The 17,970-nt window shown below is 49.8% G+C and carries 17 protein-coding genes and 3 tRNA genes; 7 read left to right on the top strand and 13 right to left on the bottom strand.

What is annotated here, in order from left to right:
• Window positions 1-20: 20 nt before the first annotated feature.
• Together B3Z23_RS16660 and B3Z23_RS16655 are read right to left on the bottom strand one after the other, a co-directional pair.
• On the bottom strand, window positions 21-1,157 hold the full coding sequence (locus B3Z23_RS16660; protein ID WP_038023255.1) for an ABC transporter substrate-binding protein: 1,137 nt from the start codon (window positions 1,155-1,157) through the stop codon (window positions 21-23).
• Window positions 1,158-1,716: 559 nt separating this feature from the next.
• Window positions 1,717-2,013 carry a hypothetical protein gene (locus B3Z23_RS16655; RefSeq protein ID WP_294912276.1) on the bottom strand — a complete coding sequence of 99 codons (297 nt, stop codon included), beginning with the start codon at window positions 2,011-2,013 and terminating at the stop codon, window positions 1,717-1,719.
• A 1,032-nt stretch (window positions 2,014-3,045) separates the two neighbouring features.
• Between B3Z23_RS16655 and B3Z23_RS16650 the strand changes: the two genes are divergently transcribed.
• Window positions 3,046-3,477, top strand: coding sequence for an RcnB family protein (locus B3Z23_RS16650; protein ID WP_414716505.1), 432 nt, complete (start codon window positions 3,046-3,048; stop codon window positions 3,475-3,477).
• A gap of 65 nt (window positions 3,478-3,542) precedes the next feature.
• On the opposite strand, the gene opgB is transcribed toward B3Z23_RS16650, so the two are convergent.
• Window positions 3,543-5,855 (bottom strand): phosphatidylglycerol--membrane-oligosaccharide glycerophosphotransferase, encoded by a 2,313-nt coding sequence (gene opgB / locus B3Z23_RS16645; protein WP_294912275.1) that lies wholly within the window; start codon window positions 5,853-5,855, stop codon window positions 3,543-3,545.
• 661 nt (window positions 5,856-6,516) lie between these two features.
• Between opgB and B3Z23_RS16640 the strand changes: the two genes are divergently transcribed.
• Window positions 6,517-7,722 (top strand): MFS transporter, encoded by a 1,206-nt coding sequence (locus B3Z23_RS16640; protein WP_294912273.1) that lies wholly within the window; start codon window positions 6,517-6,519, stop codon window positions 7,720-7,722.
• A 29-nt stretch (window positions 7,723-7,751) separates the two neighbouring features.
• On the opposite strand, the gene B3Z23_RS16635 is transcribed toward B3Z23_RS16640, so the two are convergent.
• Window positions 7,752-8,210 carry a YbaK/EbsC family protein gene (locus tag B3Z23_RS16635; RefSeq protein ID WP_038023247.1) on the bottom strand — a complete coding sequence of 153 codons (459 nt, stop codon included), beginning with the start codon at window positions 8,208-8,210 and terminating at the stop codon, window positions 7,752-7,754.
• A 190-nt stretch (window positions 8,211-8,400) separates the two neighbouring features.
• Here B3Z23_RS16635 and B3Z23_RS16630 point away from each other — a divergent pair, with 190 nt between their 5' ends.
• Entirely contained in the window at window positions 8,401-8,685 is a 285-nt protein-coding gene (locus tag B3Z23_RS16630) for a DUF1435 domain-containing protein (protein ID WP_294912272.1), read from the top strand.
• 116 nt (window positions 8,686-8,801) lie between these two features.
• Here the strand turns inward: B3Z23_RS16630 and B3Z23_RS16625 are convergent.
• The 4 genes from B3Z23_RS16625 to rsmC all read right to left on the bottom strand — a co-directional run bounded on the left by B3Z23_RS16625 (window position 8,802) and on the right by rsmC (window position 10,296).
• Window positions 8,802-8,888 (bottom strand) — tRNA-Leu (locus B3Z23_RS16625).
• 27 nt (window positions 8,889-8,915) lie between these two features.
• A tRNA-Leu gene (locus B3Z23_RS16620) sits at window positions 8,916-9,002 on the bottom strand.
• A 32-nt stretch (window positions 9,003-9,034) separates the two neighbouring features.
• Window positions 9,035-9,121, bottom strand: a tRNA-Leu gene (locus B3Z23_RS16615).
• A 143-nt stretch (window positions 9,122-9,264) separates the two neighbouring features.
• Entirely contained in the window at window positions 9,265-10,296 is a 1,032-nt protein-coding gene (gene rsmC, locus B3Z23_RS16610; protein ID WP_294912271.1) for a 16S rRNA (guanine(1207)-N(2))-methyltransferase RsmC, read from the bottom strand.
• 105 nt (window positions 10,297-10,401) lie between these two features.
• Here rsmC and B3Z23_RS16605 point away from each other — a divergent pair, with 105 nt between their 5' ends.
• The 3 genes from B3Z23_RS16605 to yjjG are packed head-to-tail and all read left to right on the top strand — an operon-like array spanning window position 10,402 to window position 11,933.
• A complete protein-coding gene (locus B3Z23_RS16605; protein ID WP_294912270.1) occupies window positions 10,402-10,812 on the top strand; it encodes a DNA polymerase III subunit psi in 411 nt (136 codons plus the stop codon).
• Complete coding sequence (rimI, locus tag B3Z23_RS16600; protein ID WP_294912268.1) at window positions 10,784-11,224, top strand: ribosomal protein S18-alanine N-acetyltransferase; 441 nt, start codon at window positions 10,784-10,786, stop codon at window positions 11,222-11,224. Before B3Z23_RS16605 ends, rimI begins: the two co-directional genes overlap by 29 nt.
• Before the next feature lie 28 nt (window positions 11,225-11,252).
• On the top strand, window positions 11,253-11,933 hold the full coding sequence (yjjG, locus tag B3Z23_RS16595) for a pyrimidine 5'-nucleotidase (protein ID WP_294912267.1): 681 nt from the start codon (window positions 11,253-11,255) through the stop codon (window positions 11,931-11,933).
• Between the two features lie 29 nt (window positions 11,934-11,962).
• Here yjjG and B3Z23_RS16590 read toward each other — a convergent pair whose 3' ends face one another.
• The 5 genes from B3Z23_RS16590 to B3Z23_RS16570 all read right to left on the bottom strand — a co-directional run bounded on the left by B3Z23_RS16590 (window position 11,963) and on the right by B3Z23_RS16570 (window position 16,873).
• Window positions 11,963-12,847 carry a LysR family transcriptional regulator gene (locus B3Z23_RS16590; protein WP_294912266.1) on the bottom strand — a complete coding sequence of 295 codons (885 nt, stop codon included), beginning with the start codon at window positions 12,845-12,847 and terminating at the stop codon, window positions 11,963-11,965.
• A gap of 27 nt (window positions 12,848-12,874) precedes the next feature.
• Window positions 12,875-13,765 carry an AEC family transporter gene (locus tag B3Z23_RS16585; protein WP_294912264.1) on the bottom strand — a complete coding sequence of 297 codons (891 nt, stop codon included), beginning with the start codon at window positions 13,763-13,765 and terminating at the stop codon, window positions 12,875-12,877.
• An 87-nt stretch (window positions 13,766-13,852) separates the two neighbouring features.
• Window positions 13,853-15,313: an aldehyde dehydrogenase family protein gene (locus B3Z23_RS16580; protein WP_294912262.1), complete on the bottom strand. Its 1,461-nt coding sequence runs from the start codon at window positions 15,311-15,313 to the stop codon at window positions 13,853-13,855.
• Window positions 15,314-15,364: 51 nt separating this feature from the next.
• On the bottom strand, window positions 15,365-15,892 hold the full coding sequence (gene gloA / locus B3Z23_RS16575; RefSeq protein ID WP_294912261.1) for a lactoylglutathione lyase: 528 nt from the start codon (window positions 15,890-15,892) through the stop codon (window positions 15,365-15,367).
• A 264-nt stretch (window positions 15,893-16,156) separates the two neighbouring features.
• Entirely contained in the window at window positions 16,157-16,873 is a 717-nt protein-coding gene (locus B3Z23_RS16570; RefSeq protein ID WP_294912260.1) for a YtjB family periplasmic protein, read from the bottom strand.
• 117 nt (window positions 16,874-16,990) lie between these two features.
• On the opposite strand from B3Z23_RS16570, the gene serB reads away from it, so the two are divergent.
• On the top strand, window positions 16,991-17,968 hold the full coding sequence (gene serB / locus B3Z23_RS16565) for a phosphoserine phosphatase (protein ID WP_294912259.1): 978 nt from the start codon (window positions 16,991-16,993) through the stop codon (window positions 17,966-17,968).
• Window positions 17,969-17,970: the final 2 nt, after the last annotated feature.

The following is a 17,970-nucleotide window of genomic DNA, read 5'->3' as shown; positions in this document are numbered from 1 at the left end:
TGCTGTCTCCTTATTAAAAACTATGGATTAACCACAGTTTTAAATACCAGTTTTCCGTCTTTCACTTCGTTGATGACTGCACTGCGGATAGCATCGCCATTTTTCAGAGTCAGAGTTCCGGTAATACCCTCATAATCTTTGGTGGCACGAATTTTATCGTTCACACAACTACGGTCATGGGCATCGCTACACTGGTTCATCGCATTGACGATGACGTTATAAGCATCGGCGGTCATTGCGCCCCAGGTATGAGTAGGCTGTTTGTATTTATCTTCCCAGGCTTTAATAAATTTTTCGCCTTCAGGAGTTTGCTGTTTCGCGGTAGGTGAGTAGTAGTCGGTGGTCATATAGCCATTCACTGCATCTTTACCCACCTCGAAGAATACCGGGTCAGCGGCCAGACCATCACCACCCACGACAGGTTTCTTCAACCCAAGTTGCTGAGACTGAACGGCAATCAACGCTCCTTCGGTGTAATAGATAGGCATGTAGATCATGTCCGGATCTTTGGCTTTCACGCTGGATAGCTGGGCTTTAAAATCTTTACTTCCAGTAGGTGCCTGTACCTCGATAACGATTTTCCCGCCATTTTTAACAAACTGATTGCGGAAGGCTTTTGCCAACCCAACGGAATAGTCATTGCTGCTGTCAAATACGATAGCCGCGGTTTTGGCATGCAGGTCCCGTGATGCCAGATTCGCGCCCACTACCCCCTGAAAACTGTCAGAAAAGCAAACGCGGCTGACATACGGATGGTTGCGGGTAACACGGTCATTGGTCGCGGTAGGGGAGACAATCGGGGTTTTACTGTCATCGGCAATTTTTACCATGGCCAGAGTGTTGGTAGAGGTGACTTCACCGATCACCGCATCGACTTTATCGCTGGAAACCAGACGCTGCATAGCATTTGCCGCTTCGACTTTGTCGCTCTTGTCATCGATCACAATCAGCTTAATCGTATCGCCATTTTTCAGTTTGGGCGTCAGCGACTGAATCACCTCCAACCCTTTCTGCGAAGGCTGACCGTAACCACTTAATGCTCCGCTCAATGGCAGGACAACACCAATTTTAATTTCATCAGCATGGACTGCAAAGCTGCCCGCCAGTGCAGAGACCATTAATGCAGCGACAGATAATTTCCCACCAAAGCTTTTCATAGTTACCTCATCATCCGTTTATATAAGTTGTTTAAGACGTTTACAGGCACAACAGTTGAAACAGGGAAAGCGACAGCTGACAAAACATCCCACAGGTATTTCATCTCAGTATGCTGATCCCACCGGTCTGAACAGCGCTGATTTCTGCGCTACTTCAAGGTAGTAGCTGAATATTGCAAAATGCTTCACACTAGCCAAAGCAAGTTACATGCCATTTTTAAATGAAACAAAATACAGGAAATGTGTCCTCTGGTTAATGTATGTTGCGCTAATGTGAAGATTATAGTCATCACTATGGTGCATTCGGTTTTTTTGCTGAACTCTTTTAGTGCAATGTGACGGCGGTAAATATTTTGGGTTGGGGGATGATCGTAAACAGTGCAGGGCACCAGAAAAATTGCCGGTAAACTGAGTGAGCGGATAATGTATACCGTAAGCAGAAATTTTGAAGTGAGAGGGAGTATTAATCCGCGATCGGATATTTTTAATAAATATTAAACATCGTAGGACAGCGGCAGAAAGAGAGTAAACAGGTTACTCTCTTAAACTGAATGATTAATTACATTTTACGATAGGTTTCAATATAGGCTTGAGCTTTTTCGTAGCCAAGTATCCCCCCATATAAATAGCCACCAATCCCTCCGCCAACTGCAGAAACGGTTAAACCGACCAACTGGGCGATACCGCCGACGATCCAGCCACCCGCTCCGCCATATTTACCTCCCACCGCCGCCCCGGTACCGAAACCGTCAATGGCACCAAGAATCGACCCCCAGAAGGCTCCATCCATATCACCATCAATAAGGCCACCGGCACCGGAAACGGAGGCTGATTCTGTAAAGGTTAATTCTTTCATATGAATACTCCCTGTTTATTTTAAGCTGAGTTATTTCCTTATGAGATAAGCAAAAATTCTGTCGGAACAAAATATTGCTCTTTAGCGATCGCTCCGGTATTAAATTTTTCCGTGAGAGACAGCAAAAATATACATGCAACTAGTAGAACACCTAATAAGAATCGGCATATTTGTGAGGTGCATCACGTTAATATTATGGGCAGTGATATGTCGATAGGAATAATGCATAGCTCAGGATAACTCATTGTAATTAATAGTAAGTATTGGAGTTTTTTCGTGCTTATGTGGGGGGGCTGTTTCATTTAATAGGATAAATACGGGATTTATTGCCTGGTTTTGTTTTTACTATGCAGTGACTGATTTTTGAGGCGTTATTACGAATATTAATGCAGAATTATTGTCTGTAGAATCCGGAGTGACTAATTTAAAAAACTGCAGTGTATTGTGGGGAAATACAGGTATTCAGGTGCAGGGATAGCGATGGTCAGATGTCGGTACCCCTTTATTGTAGGGAGATATTATCTCCTTTTGAAAATGAAACAAGCTGTGGACAGTGGGCAATCCGTTCAGAGATGAAATTTTTTATTCTCCAGCCTGTGGCAAACGAGGCGCTGAGACAGGCTGTCGTAAGCAGAGAGTCTTCTCTACGATTATCGGGATTTTTTGGGCTGAAGATTTAATCTAAAAATCCGTAAAACGGGTAACAGAACTCAAAGTAGGTGATAAGTCGCTAATGGGAGATTGCCATGGTTTTATCGCTGAATTTTTTAGAAAAAACGAGTTCAGCATGGGCTTTAAGTGGTGATAAATCCGGGTTTTCTGCGCCCGGATCTATAATTATTGTGTCGTATGGTGTATTTTTCACCGCTCAGAAACGATTTTTGATAGTTTGAGATATTATGTCACAGATGAGTAGGGGAAAAAGTACTTCAATACTGTTCTACTTATCGGCTGATAAATCAGTGTGCAATTGCAGCACAATTGTTGTCTCCTGTACTGTGGGTTACGGGAAACGTTTGCCAGGGAGTAATTATGCGTAAGCCGTTAGTTTTAGTCTCATCTCTCATCCTGATGTCAGTGAGTTTATTAAGCGGGTGTTCTTCGTCCACGAAGCAAGCCTCAGAGGCTCCGGTGACCACTGAGGCACCAGTTTCAGATGCAAACCAGCCTGCACCAGAGGTCGTAGCTCCGGCTCCGGCTCCGGCGGCAGAACCAGAGACTAAATTTGCAGACCCGCTGGAAAAAAGTTCAGTATTTGGTGATTTCCGCCACTACAAAATAGGCGACATCATTCCTGCGCTGTACCGGACGCAGACTTACAACATCTCTAAATGGCAGCTGAGAAAAATCCCTGCGCCGTCAGCGGGCAGTCACTGGACTTATTTCGGTGGTGATTATGTGCTGATTAGCGATGAAGATGGAAAAATTCTTCGTATTTTCTCTGGCGAAATTATCTATCGTTAATACTGCCGTATAAGAGGAAGATGGCCGCAGGACAATGCGACCATCTTCTGTTATTCCCGGAGTGGCTAATCCTCTGGCTCTGCCCGGTTCTCCCCGCTGATAATCTGTAACGACTTCATACCTACACCCAGTTTTCTTGGGTCCTGCCCGATAATATTATTCAGCATACTTTCAACAGGTGCCGGTGGAGTAATGACCAGCGTTGGGCTTTTGCTGTGGCGGGTAAACTGCAGTGAATAGTCAGCCAGCTCCCCGGTAGGAATAAAGCTGTGTTGTTCACCACCCACACTGACGGTGACCGGTTTACCGATATTCGGCCCATAGCCTTTTGCCACGATATGTAACGTAAATTCATCCGGTAGTGGGCGGGTGTAGTTAATGGTAACCCCCGGTGCCAGATTGGCATTTGACCAACGCCCCCAACTTTCCGGGCGGGATAAACCACTGTAGCTGGCGACGGATTGTGGAGCACCGGGCAGATAGAACAGGTAACTGTCAGACGGATAGCGGATATCATTATCAGCCACCTGTAACTGCTGCAGTGTCTGACGATAGGTATCCTCTGAAATGACTGCCGGGGTAAAGGCCACATTGCCCTGGTAATTTCCGCGGCCGATTTCTGTGACCCGGGGTTTGCCTCCCAGTTCACCCGTGGTGTAGCATAGCGCATCTGATAAGGCGAGGTTCGGAGCCCATAACCGGCCAGCCTTATAGCATCTGTCAAACCAGACAAATTTATCTCCGGCTGCAAATTTACTCAGACGTGAAGTTAATGTTTCGGCATATACCCCTTCCGGGATCGGTTCGACTTTATCGCTGTCCACTTTTATCAGTACCGGCAGACGGAAGGTGGATCCGGAAAAGCTCAGGGTGTTTTTTTGCTGATCGACAGTAAACCGGTCAATGCGCCGCGGGAAATTCCATAACTGGATGATGTCCGGTTTCCACGCGTTGATCTTGCGGGGAAGGTCAGTAAATATTTCGGATAACGAGGTTCCTGACAGGCTGCTTCGCCCCAGACCAATAAAATTATCACCTCCCAGAATATCCAGTACGGTCGCACCGTTATCCATCGTGCTGCGTTTACGGTTGATCTCCGTGGTTTCAGGCTTATCACCACGAATTATAAAAAAGCTATCGTGGCGCGGATGCTTGATCAGGTAACGATAAGCGGTGTTATTCATCGCCAGATGGTCAGATCCCACGACGATAATAGTATTTTTAAACCACGGTGAGCTTTTTATCCGCGCAATAAGCCGGGCAATGTGTTCCTGAGAACAGGAAACCGCACTAAACGACAGGTTATTTTTTCCGTCATAGGGGTAGGCCTTGCGCTGGCAGGTCGCCGAGATAAAGCCGTCCGGGTGGTGGGTGTCAACGGTCAGCGCGAATAATGCAAATCGTTGTTTTTCCTGTGATAACTGTTGGTATTTTTCGAAAACTTTATCCAGAACCGTATCATCATAAAAGCCCCAGTTATTTCGGTAGTCAGGATTTGTCACCTGAGATTTCAGTTCTTCAGAACCTTCAAGATGTTGCACGTCAAACCCGTGGGATTTGAGAAACACATCTTTACCGCCGAACCGGAGGTCAGCACCCTGCATGAACCAGTTCTGGTAGCCTGAGTTTTTCAGTATATCCCCGAGGCAAATATTTTGCGGATAGAAGCTGGATAATGAGGACGACGCATTACCTTCAAAGGGGGCAAACAGCGGAATACCACACTGAGAGGCGACCATACCCGCGATGGTATAATCGGTGCCCGGTAACTGAGCGGTTCGGGTGAAATCGATGCCGGAGTTCATCTGTTGTGACAATTCCGGAGCCAGGTCAGGAAAGGCTTGCTGATCGAAATAGGTACGTTCCAGGCTTTCTGCGTAGATATACACCAGGTTCAGCGAGGGGTTTTCAATCTTTGCCGCAGGGACTTTAAAGTAATCATCAAAATCTGACCCATCTTTGCCTGTATGTGACGTAATAATCTCTTTAACCTGATAGTAGGCCGGGCTGGTATTGATCGACAACAGGGCCAGCACACTGGCCAGCAGGCTCCAGCCTAAATGATGTTGTTGGTTTTTTTTATACAGCAGCCAGCCCAGAGCACAAAACAGGGCGATGAAAAGCAAGATCAGTCCTGCAGCCGGCAGGATGTATTTAGCGGTGCCGGCACCGGTCAGACTGCTGGTCAGGGTATAGATGACTGCATCGGTAATGCCATTTCCGGTAAAGTAGTTACTGGCAAATAAAACCGCGTTAAGCAGCAGGAAAATCATCAGCAACATCAGCATAAGGATAAACCACAGGCGATGCCGTCCGGCTTTACGGGAATAAAGGAACACTGACGTAATAAAAAGTCCGAATGAAACAATGACTGACACTACCTGGCTCTCCTGATAAAGAAATAACGACAGATGGGCGGATTCCGTCGCCAGACACTCTGCCGCAGAGGATGATTCTGCTTACTGGCTGAGATGCCTGTTGTTACGCCATAATTCTCCTGGTGTACCTGCTGCAAAATGGCCGTCAGCATTATTCCAGGCTAATTCCCAAAAAAACTGTCATACCAGTGTCATGCGGGCAGGATAGGGTAATAATATTGCTGCCCCAATCCTTGGTGGCCGGAAAATGCTCGCGATACTGAAAATCAGTGTCGTTGCTAACTATTTGATAGTTTTCTGAATGTGTTTTTTTGTACCAAAGAATAAGTATAAAGCACAATGCGTAACTTGTGATGATATTTCCGGACGAATTGAGATCTGCCTGCAGATTTCAGGGAGATATCTGTGATTCTGGTGAGTGTATTCTAAGAAGTTCAGTAGCCTTCCGGCGATGGTTGTTACGCCTGCACCTTGCGACATAATTTTTTACATCTCATTGACGTTTCTGACAAATACTCTCCTTCAGCTTCTGTTGTGAAATGCTATAAAAATAGTATTAACAAAAAAATAACCTCACCTCTTCCCTCTTGTTATCCGCGTTACTTTGGCTTGCCTGCCGACAGGGTCAGTCTTGGCTAACGTGATGAAAAGGATAAATAACATGTTTCACTGGACGCCAACTCAGCGTAATGTCGCCTTTGCCAGTTTTATTAGCTGGACTCTGGATGCGTTTGATTTTTTTATTCTGGTATTTGTATTGAGCGATCTGGCTCAGTATTTTCATAACACTATCACTGATGTATCACTCTCTATTATGCTCACTCTGGCGGTCAGACCTGTCGGTGCGCTGATATTCGGTCGTCTGGCTGAAAAATTTGGCCGCCGTCCGATTCTTATGGTCAACATCGTGATGTTTTCGGTGTTTGAACTGTTGTCAGCCTGGTCACCCACCTTCGGAGCGTTCCTGACTTTCCGTGTGATCTATGGGATTGCGATGGGTGGGATCTGGGGCGTCGCCTCGTCGCTGGCGATGGAAACCATTCCGGATCGTTCCCGGGGTTTGATGTCAGGGATTTTTCAGGCGGGATATCCGTGTGGTTATCTGCTGGCTTCTGTCATCTTCGGTCTGCTGTATAATCTGATTGGCTGGCGTGGAATGTTTATGGTGGGGGCATTGCCTATCCTGCTATTGCCATTCATCTGGTTCAAAGTGCCTGAATCTCCGGTGTGGCTGGCCTCTAAAGCCCGTGCAGAAAGTCACGCTCTGTTGCCGGTCATTAAGCAGAATGCCAAACTATGCTGTTATCTGGTCTTGCTGATGGCCTGTTTTAACTTCTTTAGCCACGGTACGCAGGACCTCTATCCGACCTTCCTGAAAGTCCAGCATCAGTTTGATGCACATACCGTCAGTATCATTGCTATCTGCTATAACATTGCGGCGATGTTGGGTGGTGTTTGCTTTGGGCTGTTGTCTGAGAAAATTGGTCGCAAGAGAGCCATCATGCTGGCCTCGGCGCTGGCATTACCGGTACTGCCGTTATGGGCCTTCTCTTCCGGTTCCTGGATGATTGGCCTGGGCGCATTTTTAATGCAGTTTATGGTGCAGGGCGCCTGGGGCGTTATCCCGACCTGGCTGACCGAACTGGTTCCCTCGACTGCCCGCGCCGTTCTGCCTGGCTTCGTCTATCAGCTGGGTAATCTGATTGCTTCCGTGAATGCGACATTGCAGTCTAAAATTGCCGCGACTCATGGCGGAAACTATGGACTGAGTATGGCTATCGTGGCAGGGACTGTGGCGGTGCTTATCTGCTTACTGACTGCGTTTGGCCGTGAAACCCGGGGGATCAGGATTTCAGGTCAGGATTGATGCTGGCGGCGGTTATCACCGCCAGCCGCTTACTGGCAAACGTCAACCCAGCTGGCGTTTGTCAGTTCTGCCATCCGTTGCGGAGAGATCCTGACCGCACTATGGGTGGCTCCCGCCGCAGGCAGCACTTCATCAAACGCCTGTAAGGAGACATCACAGTAGACAGTTAACGGATTTTCCAACCCGAAAGGGCAGACACCCCCCACCGGATGTCCGGTGGCATTGATCACCTCATCGACACTCAGCATCCGAGCTTTGGCGCCCAGAGTATCTTTCAGTTTTTTATTATCCAGTCGCGCGTCACCGCGCATTACAATCAGCACTATCGCCTGTTTTACTTTCAGAGACAGGGTCTTGGCTATCTGGCCGGGAGTGACACCATGAACCCGTGCTGCCATATCGACCGTCGCGGTACTTTCCGTGGTTTCAATCACTTCAATATCAGGGGCATGCTCAGCAAAAAACTGCTGTACCGACTGCAGACTCATGTTTATCTCCGGGAATTATTCAGCATTAAAAATTGCCATAAGCCGGTAGCGCTGTAAACGCCCACCCTCTGAATTCCGCCGCGTAGCGGTCAAAAAAGCAATTTTTTGTGTCACAAACGTAAAAAAGCTGGAAAATGACAATTGTTATCATATGATAGTGAAAATCATTATCATTCGCGGGGCGTAATCGATGGAAGTTGCAATGCTGGCTTCAGGTTCGTTATGGATGTTCAGTTGGGTGATGGGGAAACGACTGGACAGTGGCTGGGGAGTTTTGCTGCCCTGTATCGCGTTACCACTATTTGCATTGTGGCAGCCCGGCTTTGAGCAGTGGCGGATTATTATGCTGATTGCGTTACTCATGACGCTGGTAATGCTGTTCCACCATCGCTTACGCCATTATCTGTTATTGCCTTCCTGCCTGGTCGTGTCTGGCGGACTCGCGGCAATCATGGTTAATTTTCAGCTAAGCTAAACAGCTGGCAGGAAGAGTTCAGGGAATGGGCAGCAGTATATTCACGGAAAGAAGTTCAGGAGAAACTGTCAGGGATGATGTTCTTCAGGGGGGATAGCCTGAGAGAGATGACAACGTGGTGCGAAGAGAGGGACTTGAACCCTCACGTCCGTTAAGACACTAACACCTGAAGCTAGCGCGTCTACCAATTCCGCCACCTTCGCATTGGTTGTCATTTTATATCAGTATCCTGGTGCGAAGAGAGGGACTTGAACCCTCACGTCCGTTAAGACACTAACACCTGAAGCTAGCGCGTCTACCAATTCCGCCACCTTCGCAGTATTCAGGATGATATAAAACTCGTGGTTTTTGGTGCGAAGAGAGGGACTTGAACCCTCACGTCCGTTAAGACACTAACACCTGAAGCTAGCGCGTCTACCAATTCCGCCACCTTCGCATACCGTCAATACAGCGTTACTGTATTGTCACCACGGAGGCGCATTTTAGAGGTTTTCCACCCCGCGTCAACTGATATTTGATTGTCGGGGGTGTATTTGCTGTAAAATTCAGCAGCGCTGCCAGTTGCTTAGTCAACGCGACTTATTTCGGGCGGCTGCCACGGCCATAGATGCTCCGGTAGACACGGAACCGGCCTGTCTGCGCCAGCACTTCATGGTTACCGAAGGTCTCGTCCAGTACTTGCGGATAAGGTAAAAAGGCATTAGCGACAATCCGGAGTTCACCGCCAGTATTCAGGTGCTTCACTGCGCCGCGGATTAGCGCGGTTGCAGCATCCAGGCTGGTTTGCAGCCCTTCATGAAACGGTGGGTTGGACATTATCATATCAAACCGGCCGGTCACGTCGGAAAAGACATTGCTGGCAAACACTTCGCCTTCGACATCATTGGCGGCCAGTGTTGCCTGGCTGGCCGCCAGCGCTGCCGCATTGACATCGGTAAGCCACAGTCGCACTTTCGGCGAATGTCTGGCCAGTGTGACAGACAGCACTCCGGCACCACAGCCCACATCCAACACTTTACCCTTAGTGTGCGGGGTAAGGGTGGAAAGCAGTAATGCGCTGCCAACGTCCAGCCCGTCACGGCTGAAGACGCCTGGCAGGGTATGAATGGTCAGCCCGTCATACTGATAGTGGTTTGCAAAACTTTCAGCATTGAATGCGGGTTGTTGCTCAAGACGGCCGTGGTACAGACCACAGCGTCTGGCACTATCAATTTTCTCTATCGCAGCCCAGGGAGCCAGCAACGTTTCTGCACTGCGAACACCGCTCCGGTTTTCTCCCACCACGAAAATATCGCTGCCCACCGGCATCAGGGATAGCAGGTTCTGCAACTGGAACTGAGCTTCCGGTTTATTTTTGGGCCAATAATATACCAGGGTGTCACAGCCGCTGACCATTCCGGCTTCAGCCACCAGACTGAAACTGGCATCGTCACCCATTCGCTGGCTGAGATTCTGCCAGTGGTGATATTGCTGGGTATGAACTTTGCGGGAAGCGGTCGCCAGCTGCGCCGGCAATTCATCCTGCAGGTCCCCGGCAAATAAAACATGACGGGTTTCGAACTCTTCACTGTGGCGCAGTATCACTTCACTGGCCGGTGTATACGCGGACATATTGGCTCCTTATTCTTAAGCCCGACGATTATAGTGGTTTGTTGGCGCATGTACGATGGGTTTGCTAGCATATGCACGCAATCTTCTTACTGACGGACTTAATTCATGGCAAGCAGGCGCGACTGGTTGTTACAGCAGATGGGTATCACACAATACCGGCTTCATCATCCCAGGGTGTTACAGGGAGAGGTAGCGGTAAGGTTGCATCCTGATACCCGGCTGGTGATCGTTGCGGCCGAAAATTTGCCCTCTCCACAGAGCTTTCTGCAGGATGTTTTGCAAAGCTTAGGGCTTCAGCAACATCAGTCGAGACTACTGACCGACCGTCAGCTTAGTATGCTGCCGGAACCGCTGGCCTGTCCGGTCTGGTTGTTGGGTGTTCCGGCCGATAAGCAATATTCGGCCGTGCAACTGGTTTCTCCTCCGCTGGCGGAGCTTATTAACAGCAGCGCGGCAAAGCGCAATTTATGGCAACAAATCACTACTTATGGCAGTCATTTCTTTTCTCGCGCCTGAAGATCAGGCACAGGCGCTGGCCATTGAGCAGCGTTGCCATGCTTTTCCCTGGTCAGCAGAAACTTTCGCCGGAAATCAGGGCGAACGTTATCTGAACTACCGGATTGATGCCGACGGAAAAATGGCCGGTTTTGCGATTACCCAGATAGTGCTGGATGAAGCCTCATTATTTAATATTGCGATTGACCCGGATTTTCAACGCCAGGGTTTAGCGCGCCGTTTGCTGGAAACGCTGGCTGAAGAGCTGGCTGCCCGCGGAGTGCTGACGTTATGGCTGGAAGTCAGAGAATCTAATCTGCCGGCGATTGCGCTTTATGAACAACTTGGTTTTAATCAGGTCTCTCGCAGACCCCGTTATTACCCGACTCCAACCGGCCGTGAGGATGCTCTCATCATGGCTCTGGTGCTGTAATCTGATTGACTTGCTGGCGGAGACCCCCATGCTGGATACACTGGACTGCATTATTTTTGATGCAGACGAAACGCTGTTTACCTTTGATTCATTCCGTGGTCTGCAACAAATGTTGCAGAGCTATCAGGTGACGTTTACCGAACAGGATTATGCTGATTATCAGGCGGTGAATAAGCCATTGTGGGTGGAATATCAGGACGGAAAAATCAATGCCACCCAGTTGCAGGTCAGACGTTTTATGCACTGGTCTGACCGGCTGGATGTGGCCGCGGAACAACTGAATGATCAGTATTTAGCGGCAATGGCCGATATTTGCCAGCCGTTGCCAGGCGCAGAAGCGCTGCTCAACAGCTTGCGGGGTAACGTCCGGCTGGCGATTATTACCAATGGTTTTACCCGTTTACAGCAGACCCGCCTGCAACGCACCGGCTTCAGTGATTACTTTGATGCTCTGGTGATCTCCGAGCAACTGGGCATTGCCAAACCGGATCGGGCGATATTTGACTATACCCTGCAACAACTGGGCAATCCTCAGCCTGGTCGGGTGTTGATGGTGGGGGATACCCCGGAGTCAGATATTCTCGGTGGGATAAATGCCGGAATGAAAACCTGCTGGCTGGATCATGGTACCCGCGCTCTGCCAGAGACCCTGAGACCTGACTGGCAGGTTAAAAATCTGGCGGAATTACAGGCGTTATTGTCAGCATAATATTTACTTTATGGCCTTACAGCCAGACGTTAGTTAATGGCTGGCTGTGCTACGTGCTGACGACGGGTGAGATGCCGGTAAAACGCTTCTGCCAGTGCTGACTGCTCCAGCGTCTGACTCACCAGATAAATATCGCAGGACGGAATATTGTCCAGTGGAAACAGGTGCAGCCCCGCCAGAAGCGGATTATTGTCGATAAAGGTCTGCGGCATCACCGTGAATCCCAGTCGCCGGTGAACAGCACTCAGGATGAGCTCGTAAGACTCGATATCCGACTGGCGTGCATAACGCAGATTCTGTTGACTCAGCCACTGGCGAACCAGCAGATGATAGAAACATTTTTCCCCGAAGCTGAACAGCGTCAGCCCGGATGCCTTGTCACGAAACTGCCCGGGATCGGCCAGGTGAGTGACCAGTGACAGCCTTTCAGGGGCATAAAATTCCGCTTTCAGGGCCGGATGTTCTATCGGACCGTCAACCAGAATCATATCCAACTCCCCCTGTAGCAGCTTTTCCATGAGTGTCAGGGATGAGTGACAGCAGATATTAATTTGTACCTGCGGATGCTGATGCATAAATTCAACCACCGCCTGTTGTAATGGTCCATTCAGGGCCACATCAAGCACTCCGAGCTGGAGTTGTCCCTGCAACAGAGAATGCTGAAAAAAGGTCAGACATTGTTGACTCTGTTCGAGTAACTGCTGAGCTTTGGGATAAAAAGCCCGCCCTTCCGGGGTCAGTGTCAGGCGCTGTTTCTCACGGTTAACCAGTGCTACGCCCAGACTGCTCTCCAGCTCTTTAATTCGGGTACTGATGTTCGACGGCACGCAACACATTTTGTCTGCGGCTGCAGCGACACTGCCTTCTTCCACCAAAGCACAAAAGAAACCTAACTGATGTAATTTTAACAACATAGCGACTCCTTTAACCGCGCTAAACGGTCATAACACTCCATGCCATCCGACAATGGTGACGAAGGAAAATAAAATACCGTAACTTTGTAATGCTGTGGCCAGCTCCGGCTTCAGTCCTGCCCGTTGGGCCATAATCGCCGCCGCTATCATCGGGGCCATACCTGCCTGCAGTACTGATATATTTCTGACTTCCGCACTGACGGGGAATAGCAGCGAGGCTAATAGCACCAGTGTCGGAGCTGCTAACAGCTTCCATATCGTCCCGGCCAGTAACGGGATAAATAGCCGGCGAGGCGGGCGAAGCTGGATCTGTAATCCAACGGTAAACAGTGCCAACGGAGTCATTGTCGCTCCGATACTGGCCACCGGTGATTGCAACACGTCCGGCAGTCCATGGGTTAGTTTTAGCAACAGGCTCGCGACCAGAGCGACAAAGGGTGGAAAGGTGATTATCCGCTTTGTGACCTGTTTTACGCTCACCTGGTGACCAGAGCAAAGTGCCATCACAATAACTCCGGCAGTGGACAGTATAATAAAGCTGCCCAGCTGATCGGCAATTACCGCAGTTTTAAGTCCGTCGGCCCCGTAATAGCCGGAAATAATGGGATATCCCATAAATGACGTGTTACCGATACCCGCGACCAGAATTAATACCCCACAGACTTCCCGCGACCAGCCGGCAAACCGGCAGGCGACTACCGCCAGTATCAGCGCCCCGAGGAATACCAGCCACATGCTCAGCACGGGGAACAGGCTTGAGCTATCGAACCGGGTATGCGGGATCAGGGTCAGGATAACGCAGGGTAGGGCAATACTTATCAGCCACCAGTTAAAACAAGGCACCAGTTGTTCAGGAAACGTGATAAACCGTCGGACAAAAATCCCCAGCAACAGGCAGAGGAGCAGTAACACATTCATAATAAGTCCTGTTATTCAGGGCATGCTGTCTACGCCGCTCAGTCAGACGTAAAACGGGGCACAGGACGCGCCCCGGGTCATAGCAGATTACTGATAATCGATATAGACGGTCTTACGTTTGATGTACAGCTGATAGCCATATTCGCCGTCATCCCCGCCCAGTCCGGAGAGTTTCCATCCGGCATGGAAGCCATTAATCTCTTCCGGTCCGAAACGATTGATATAAACCTCACCATATTCCAGTTGATCGGAAATCTGGAACGCTGTCGACAGGCTGCTGGTATACAGGTAAGAACTCAGGCCATATTCAGCGGCATTAGCTTTTTCGATGACCTCTTCCTGAGTATCAAATACCACCACTGGCAGCACCGGACCGAATACCTCTTCACTGAGGATGGTTGCATCTTCCGGTAAATCAGTCACAATTACCGGAGCAACCCAGTTACCTTTTGACAGTTCCGGATCCTGTGGCAATTTTGCCTGCCAGAGGATTTTTCCGCCCTCTTTAAGGGTGGTTTCCAGTAACTCATCGACATGCTTTTTTTCTGCCGGTGAGACTTTTGGACCCACAATAGTGCCTTCCTGCAACGGGTCACCTACGACGACTTCCTGAGCAGCTTTCTCTAAAGCCCGGATAAACTTATCGTACACTGCCCGCTGAACATAGGTTCTTTCGTTACAGATACAGACCTGTCCGCAGTTTGCCATACGCGAATTCACTGCATCACGTGCAGCTTTATCAATATCCGCATCCGCCATGACAATAAACGGTGCTTTACCGCCTAATTCCAGCGATACCGGAATCACTTTTTCTGCAGCATTCTTCATGATTTCTTTACCGGCACGGGTTGACCCGGTCATGGTAATCAGTGCTGTGCCAGGATGTTTGACTATCGCGTCCCCGACCACGCGTCCTTCTCCGCACACGACATTGACAATACCTTCAGGAATACCCGCTTTTTGGCTCAATGTTGCCAGCGCCAGTGAACTGAGTGGAGTCACCTCACTGGGCTTAATCACAATAGAGTTGCCGGCAATCAGGGCCGGGGCAGCCTTACGCAGGAACAGTGCCAGCGGAAAATTCCAGGGAATAATCGCGCCAATGACTCCCAGCGGGACTTCCCGGGTCACTGAATGCTGTTGAGGCGCTGAGGGTGCCAGGACATCACCCTGTCGTTTCCAGGCGAAATTAGCGGCATAACGCAGCATAGTGATGGCCATATCGACCTCGCCACGGGATTCACTGAGCGGTTTACCCTGCTCAGTGGTCAGTAGTGTCGCCAGGGCTTCGTGATTTTGTTTAATCTGTTCAATCCAGGCTTCCAGAAAAGTCGCACGTTCTGGCTGGGGCTTACTGGCCCAGGCTTTCTGCGCTTTTACGGCAGCCTGTACCGCTTTATCGACCATGTCTTTATCGCCCTTCGCCACCTGACAAATAACTTTGCCAGTGGCTGGATTCAGAACATCATCGTGTTGTGATGATTTTACCCATTTTCCGTTAATAAAATGGGCGGGTGAATCAGGCAGCAGGTGATTATATTGGGTCATAAAATACTCCGGTACAGTTGAAGGCTAGCGATAGCCACGGTAAACGGATAGTTAGTCATCCAGCGGGGTGGGTTGCAGAATCTCAATCCAGTAGCCGTCAGGATCCTTAATAAAGGCCACATAGTTCATACGGCCCTCAGAGAGTTTTTTCTGGAAAGGCACCGAAAGCTGTTCAAAACGCTCACAGGCCTGGCGTACATCGGGTACGCTGACACACAGATGACCAAAGCCCTGAGGCTCTGAATTACCGTTGTGGTAATGAAAACCGGCCTGTTTTTCTGTGCCATGGTTCCAGGTCAGTTCCAGCACGCCGGGCTGGCTAAGAGCCCATTGTTTCAACTGCTGGTCATCCTGTGGGATATCAGACAGTGGACGACGCACCAGGTAAACGATAGTAAAAGCGGCCTCTTCGAAACGTTCTTCATATACCGGAATGAATCCAAGAATCCGGCTGTAGAAATCGATGGCTTTCGGCAGGTCTTTGACACGAATCATCGTGTGATTAAACACATAATCCCCGGCCTTGTGGGTTTCTTCGATATTAATCTGGTACTTATTGATCAACTCAGATAATGACATTGTCTGGTTCCTCATCGTCGGTGATGAATTTGGTTAAGTCTGCGGTGTGAGCCGCAAAAAACCTGCGGCTGGTGGATTAAGTATAGAAATGCATTAACACCATGCTTTCTGATTATTCCCGGTTTTTGGCGACAAAATGCAGTTAAAACGCATCACCCGCAGCTAATTGTGGATAAGGATGGCAGAGATTGTTGTTACACGAAATCAACATTTAAAGCAGAGGTCTGTTCACTATTTGTGAACAGACCGGCAGGCGGTAACGGGCTAGCGTGAAGAATGGCGTTTTTTACGGTTACGAGGGGGACGGGCATTTTTGGCCGGCGCTCTCCTGGACGGAGGGGGACGCTGGTCGCTCTCAGGTTCCGCCGGTACTGGCTGGCTGGCCGTCAGCAGGAACGGTGACTGCTGCCAGTGACTGCGCCGGTTTTTCAGCAGAGTCCGGCTCAGCACCAGGCCAATAGCCAGCGCCAACAACATCATCAGCCGTAAAATATTGGTCGTGTTATCCACTTGCCGGGATTCGGTGGCCAGCACATGGGTATCCAGCGTCAGTCGTAAAAAACCAAGCGGTCCGTTTTTTCCCTGTACTGGCTGGACAATCTGATGATTGAAATAGCTGCCGGCACGTTGCCCGTCCAGACCGAGACGGTCTCTGACCGGGATGCTTTCTCCGCTGTGAGCAACCAGTGCACCGTTGGTGTCATAGACCGAGGCATCCAGTACCCGACTGTTGGTGGTCAGCTGTTGTAAAATGGCTTCAATCCTGCCCTGCTGGTTGTTGCTGTCAGCCAGCAGTGGAACCAGACTGAATGCGACCTGGCGGGAAAGGGTCCCGGCCAGTTGCCGGACCTGAGTCGACTGGACTTTCTGGCTGTTCAGGCTGAACCAGGAGGCTCCCTGCATCAGCAGCACCAGTAACGCCAGGCAGGCCAGTGTGATCACTGTGCGGTGCAGTGTAAACCTGATTTTCTGTTGTGCCATGGGCGGCGTGTCTCATTCCTGGGCGAATAATCGTAATGACTTATGGTTTATGTTGCCAGAATAGCTGCACTCGGGGTAGCCTCTTGCGTGGTTTTGTTGTCCCCTACAGGAGCTCTGATGCCAAACCGTCTTACCTGGTGTGATCTGCCTGCGGATGTCGCGCAATGGCCAGGTCTGCCTTTATCTTTGAGTGGTGACGAAGTTATGCCACTGGATTATCGTGCCGGCAGTACTGGCTGGTTACTTTACGGGCAGGGGCTGGATAAACAGCGCCTGACCGATTATCAGCACCGTCTGGGTGCTGCCATGGTGATCGTCAGTGGCTGGTCGGTCGAGGATGTACAGGTGATCCGGCTGGCCGGTTCCCTGACCCCGCGCGCCAGTAAACTGGCCCATGAGTGTGGCCTGGATGTGGTGCCAATGGGTGCCTTACCACACCTGAAAACCCCGGGGTTACTGGTGATGGATATGGACTCCACTGCGATAGAGATCGAATGTATCGATGAAATCGCCAAACTGGCGGGGTGTGGTGAGCAGGTTGCGGAAGTGACCGAGCGGGCTATGCGGGGTGAGCTGGATTTTGAAGCCAGCCTGCGCCAGCGTGTCGCAGCGCTGAAAGATGCCGATGCATCCATCCTGAAACAGGTACGTGATGAGCTGCCGTTAATGCCGGGTCTGCGTAAAATGGTTGCAGAGCTACAGTCGTATGGCTGGAAAGTGGCTATTGCGTCCGGTGGCTTTACTTTTTTTGCTGACTATCTGCGTGATGAGCTGGATCTGGTGGCTGCTGTCGCCAATGAGCTGGAAATCTATGATGGCCGGTTGACGGGCAACGTACTGGGCACCATTGTTGATGCAAAACACAAGGCGGTGACTCTGGAAAAACTCGCTGCCCGGTTTGATATTCCTAAAAACCAGACCATTGCGATTGGTGATGGTGCCAATGATCTGTTGATGATGAAAGCTGCCGGATTAGGGATTGCCTATCATGCCAAACCTAAGGTCAATGAAAAGGCCGCGGTGACTATTCGGAATGCCTCTCTGACGGGAGTACTCTGTATTTTGAGTGGTGGTCGGATCCACGAACAACGATAAGC

Source organism: Tatumella sp. UBA2305, assembly GCF_002345795.1.
Lineage (GTDB): Bacteria > Pseudomonadota > Gammaproteobacteria > Enterobacterales > Enterobacteriaceae > Tatumella > Tatumella morbirosei.
Note: the sequence above shows the minus strand (reverse complement) of the source record. Positions and strands in the feature narration are given on the sequence as shown.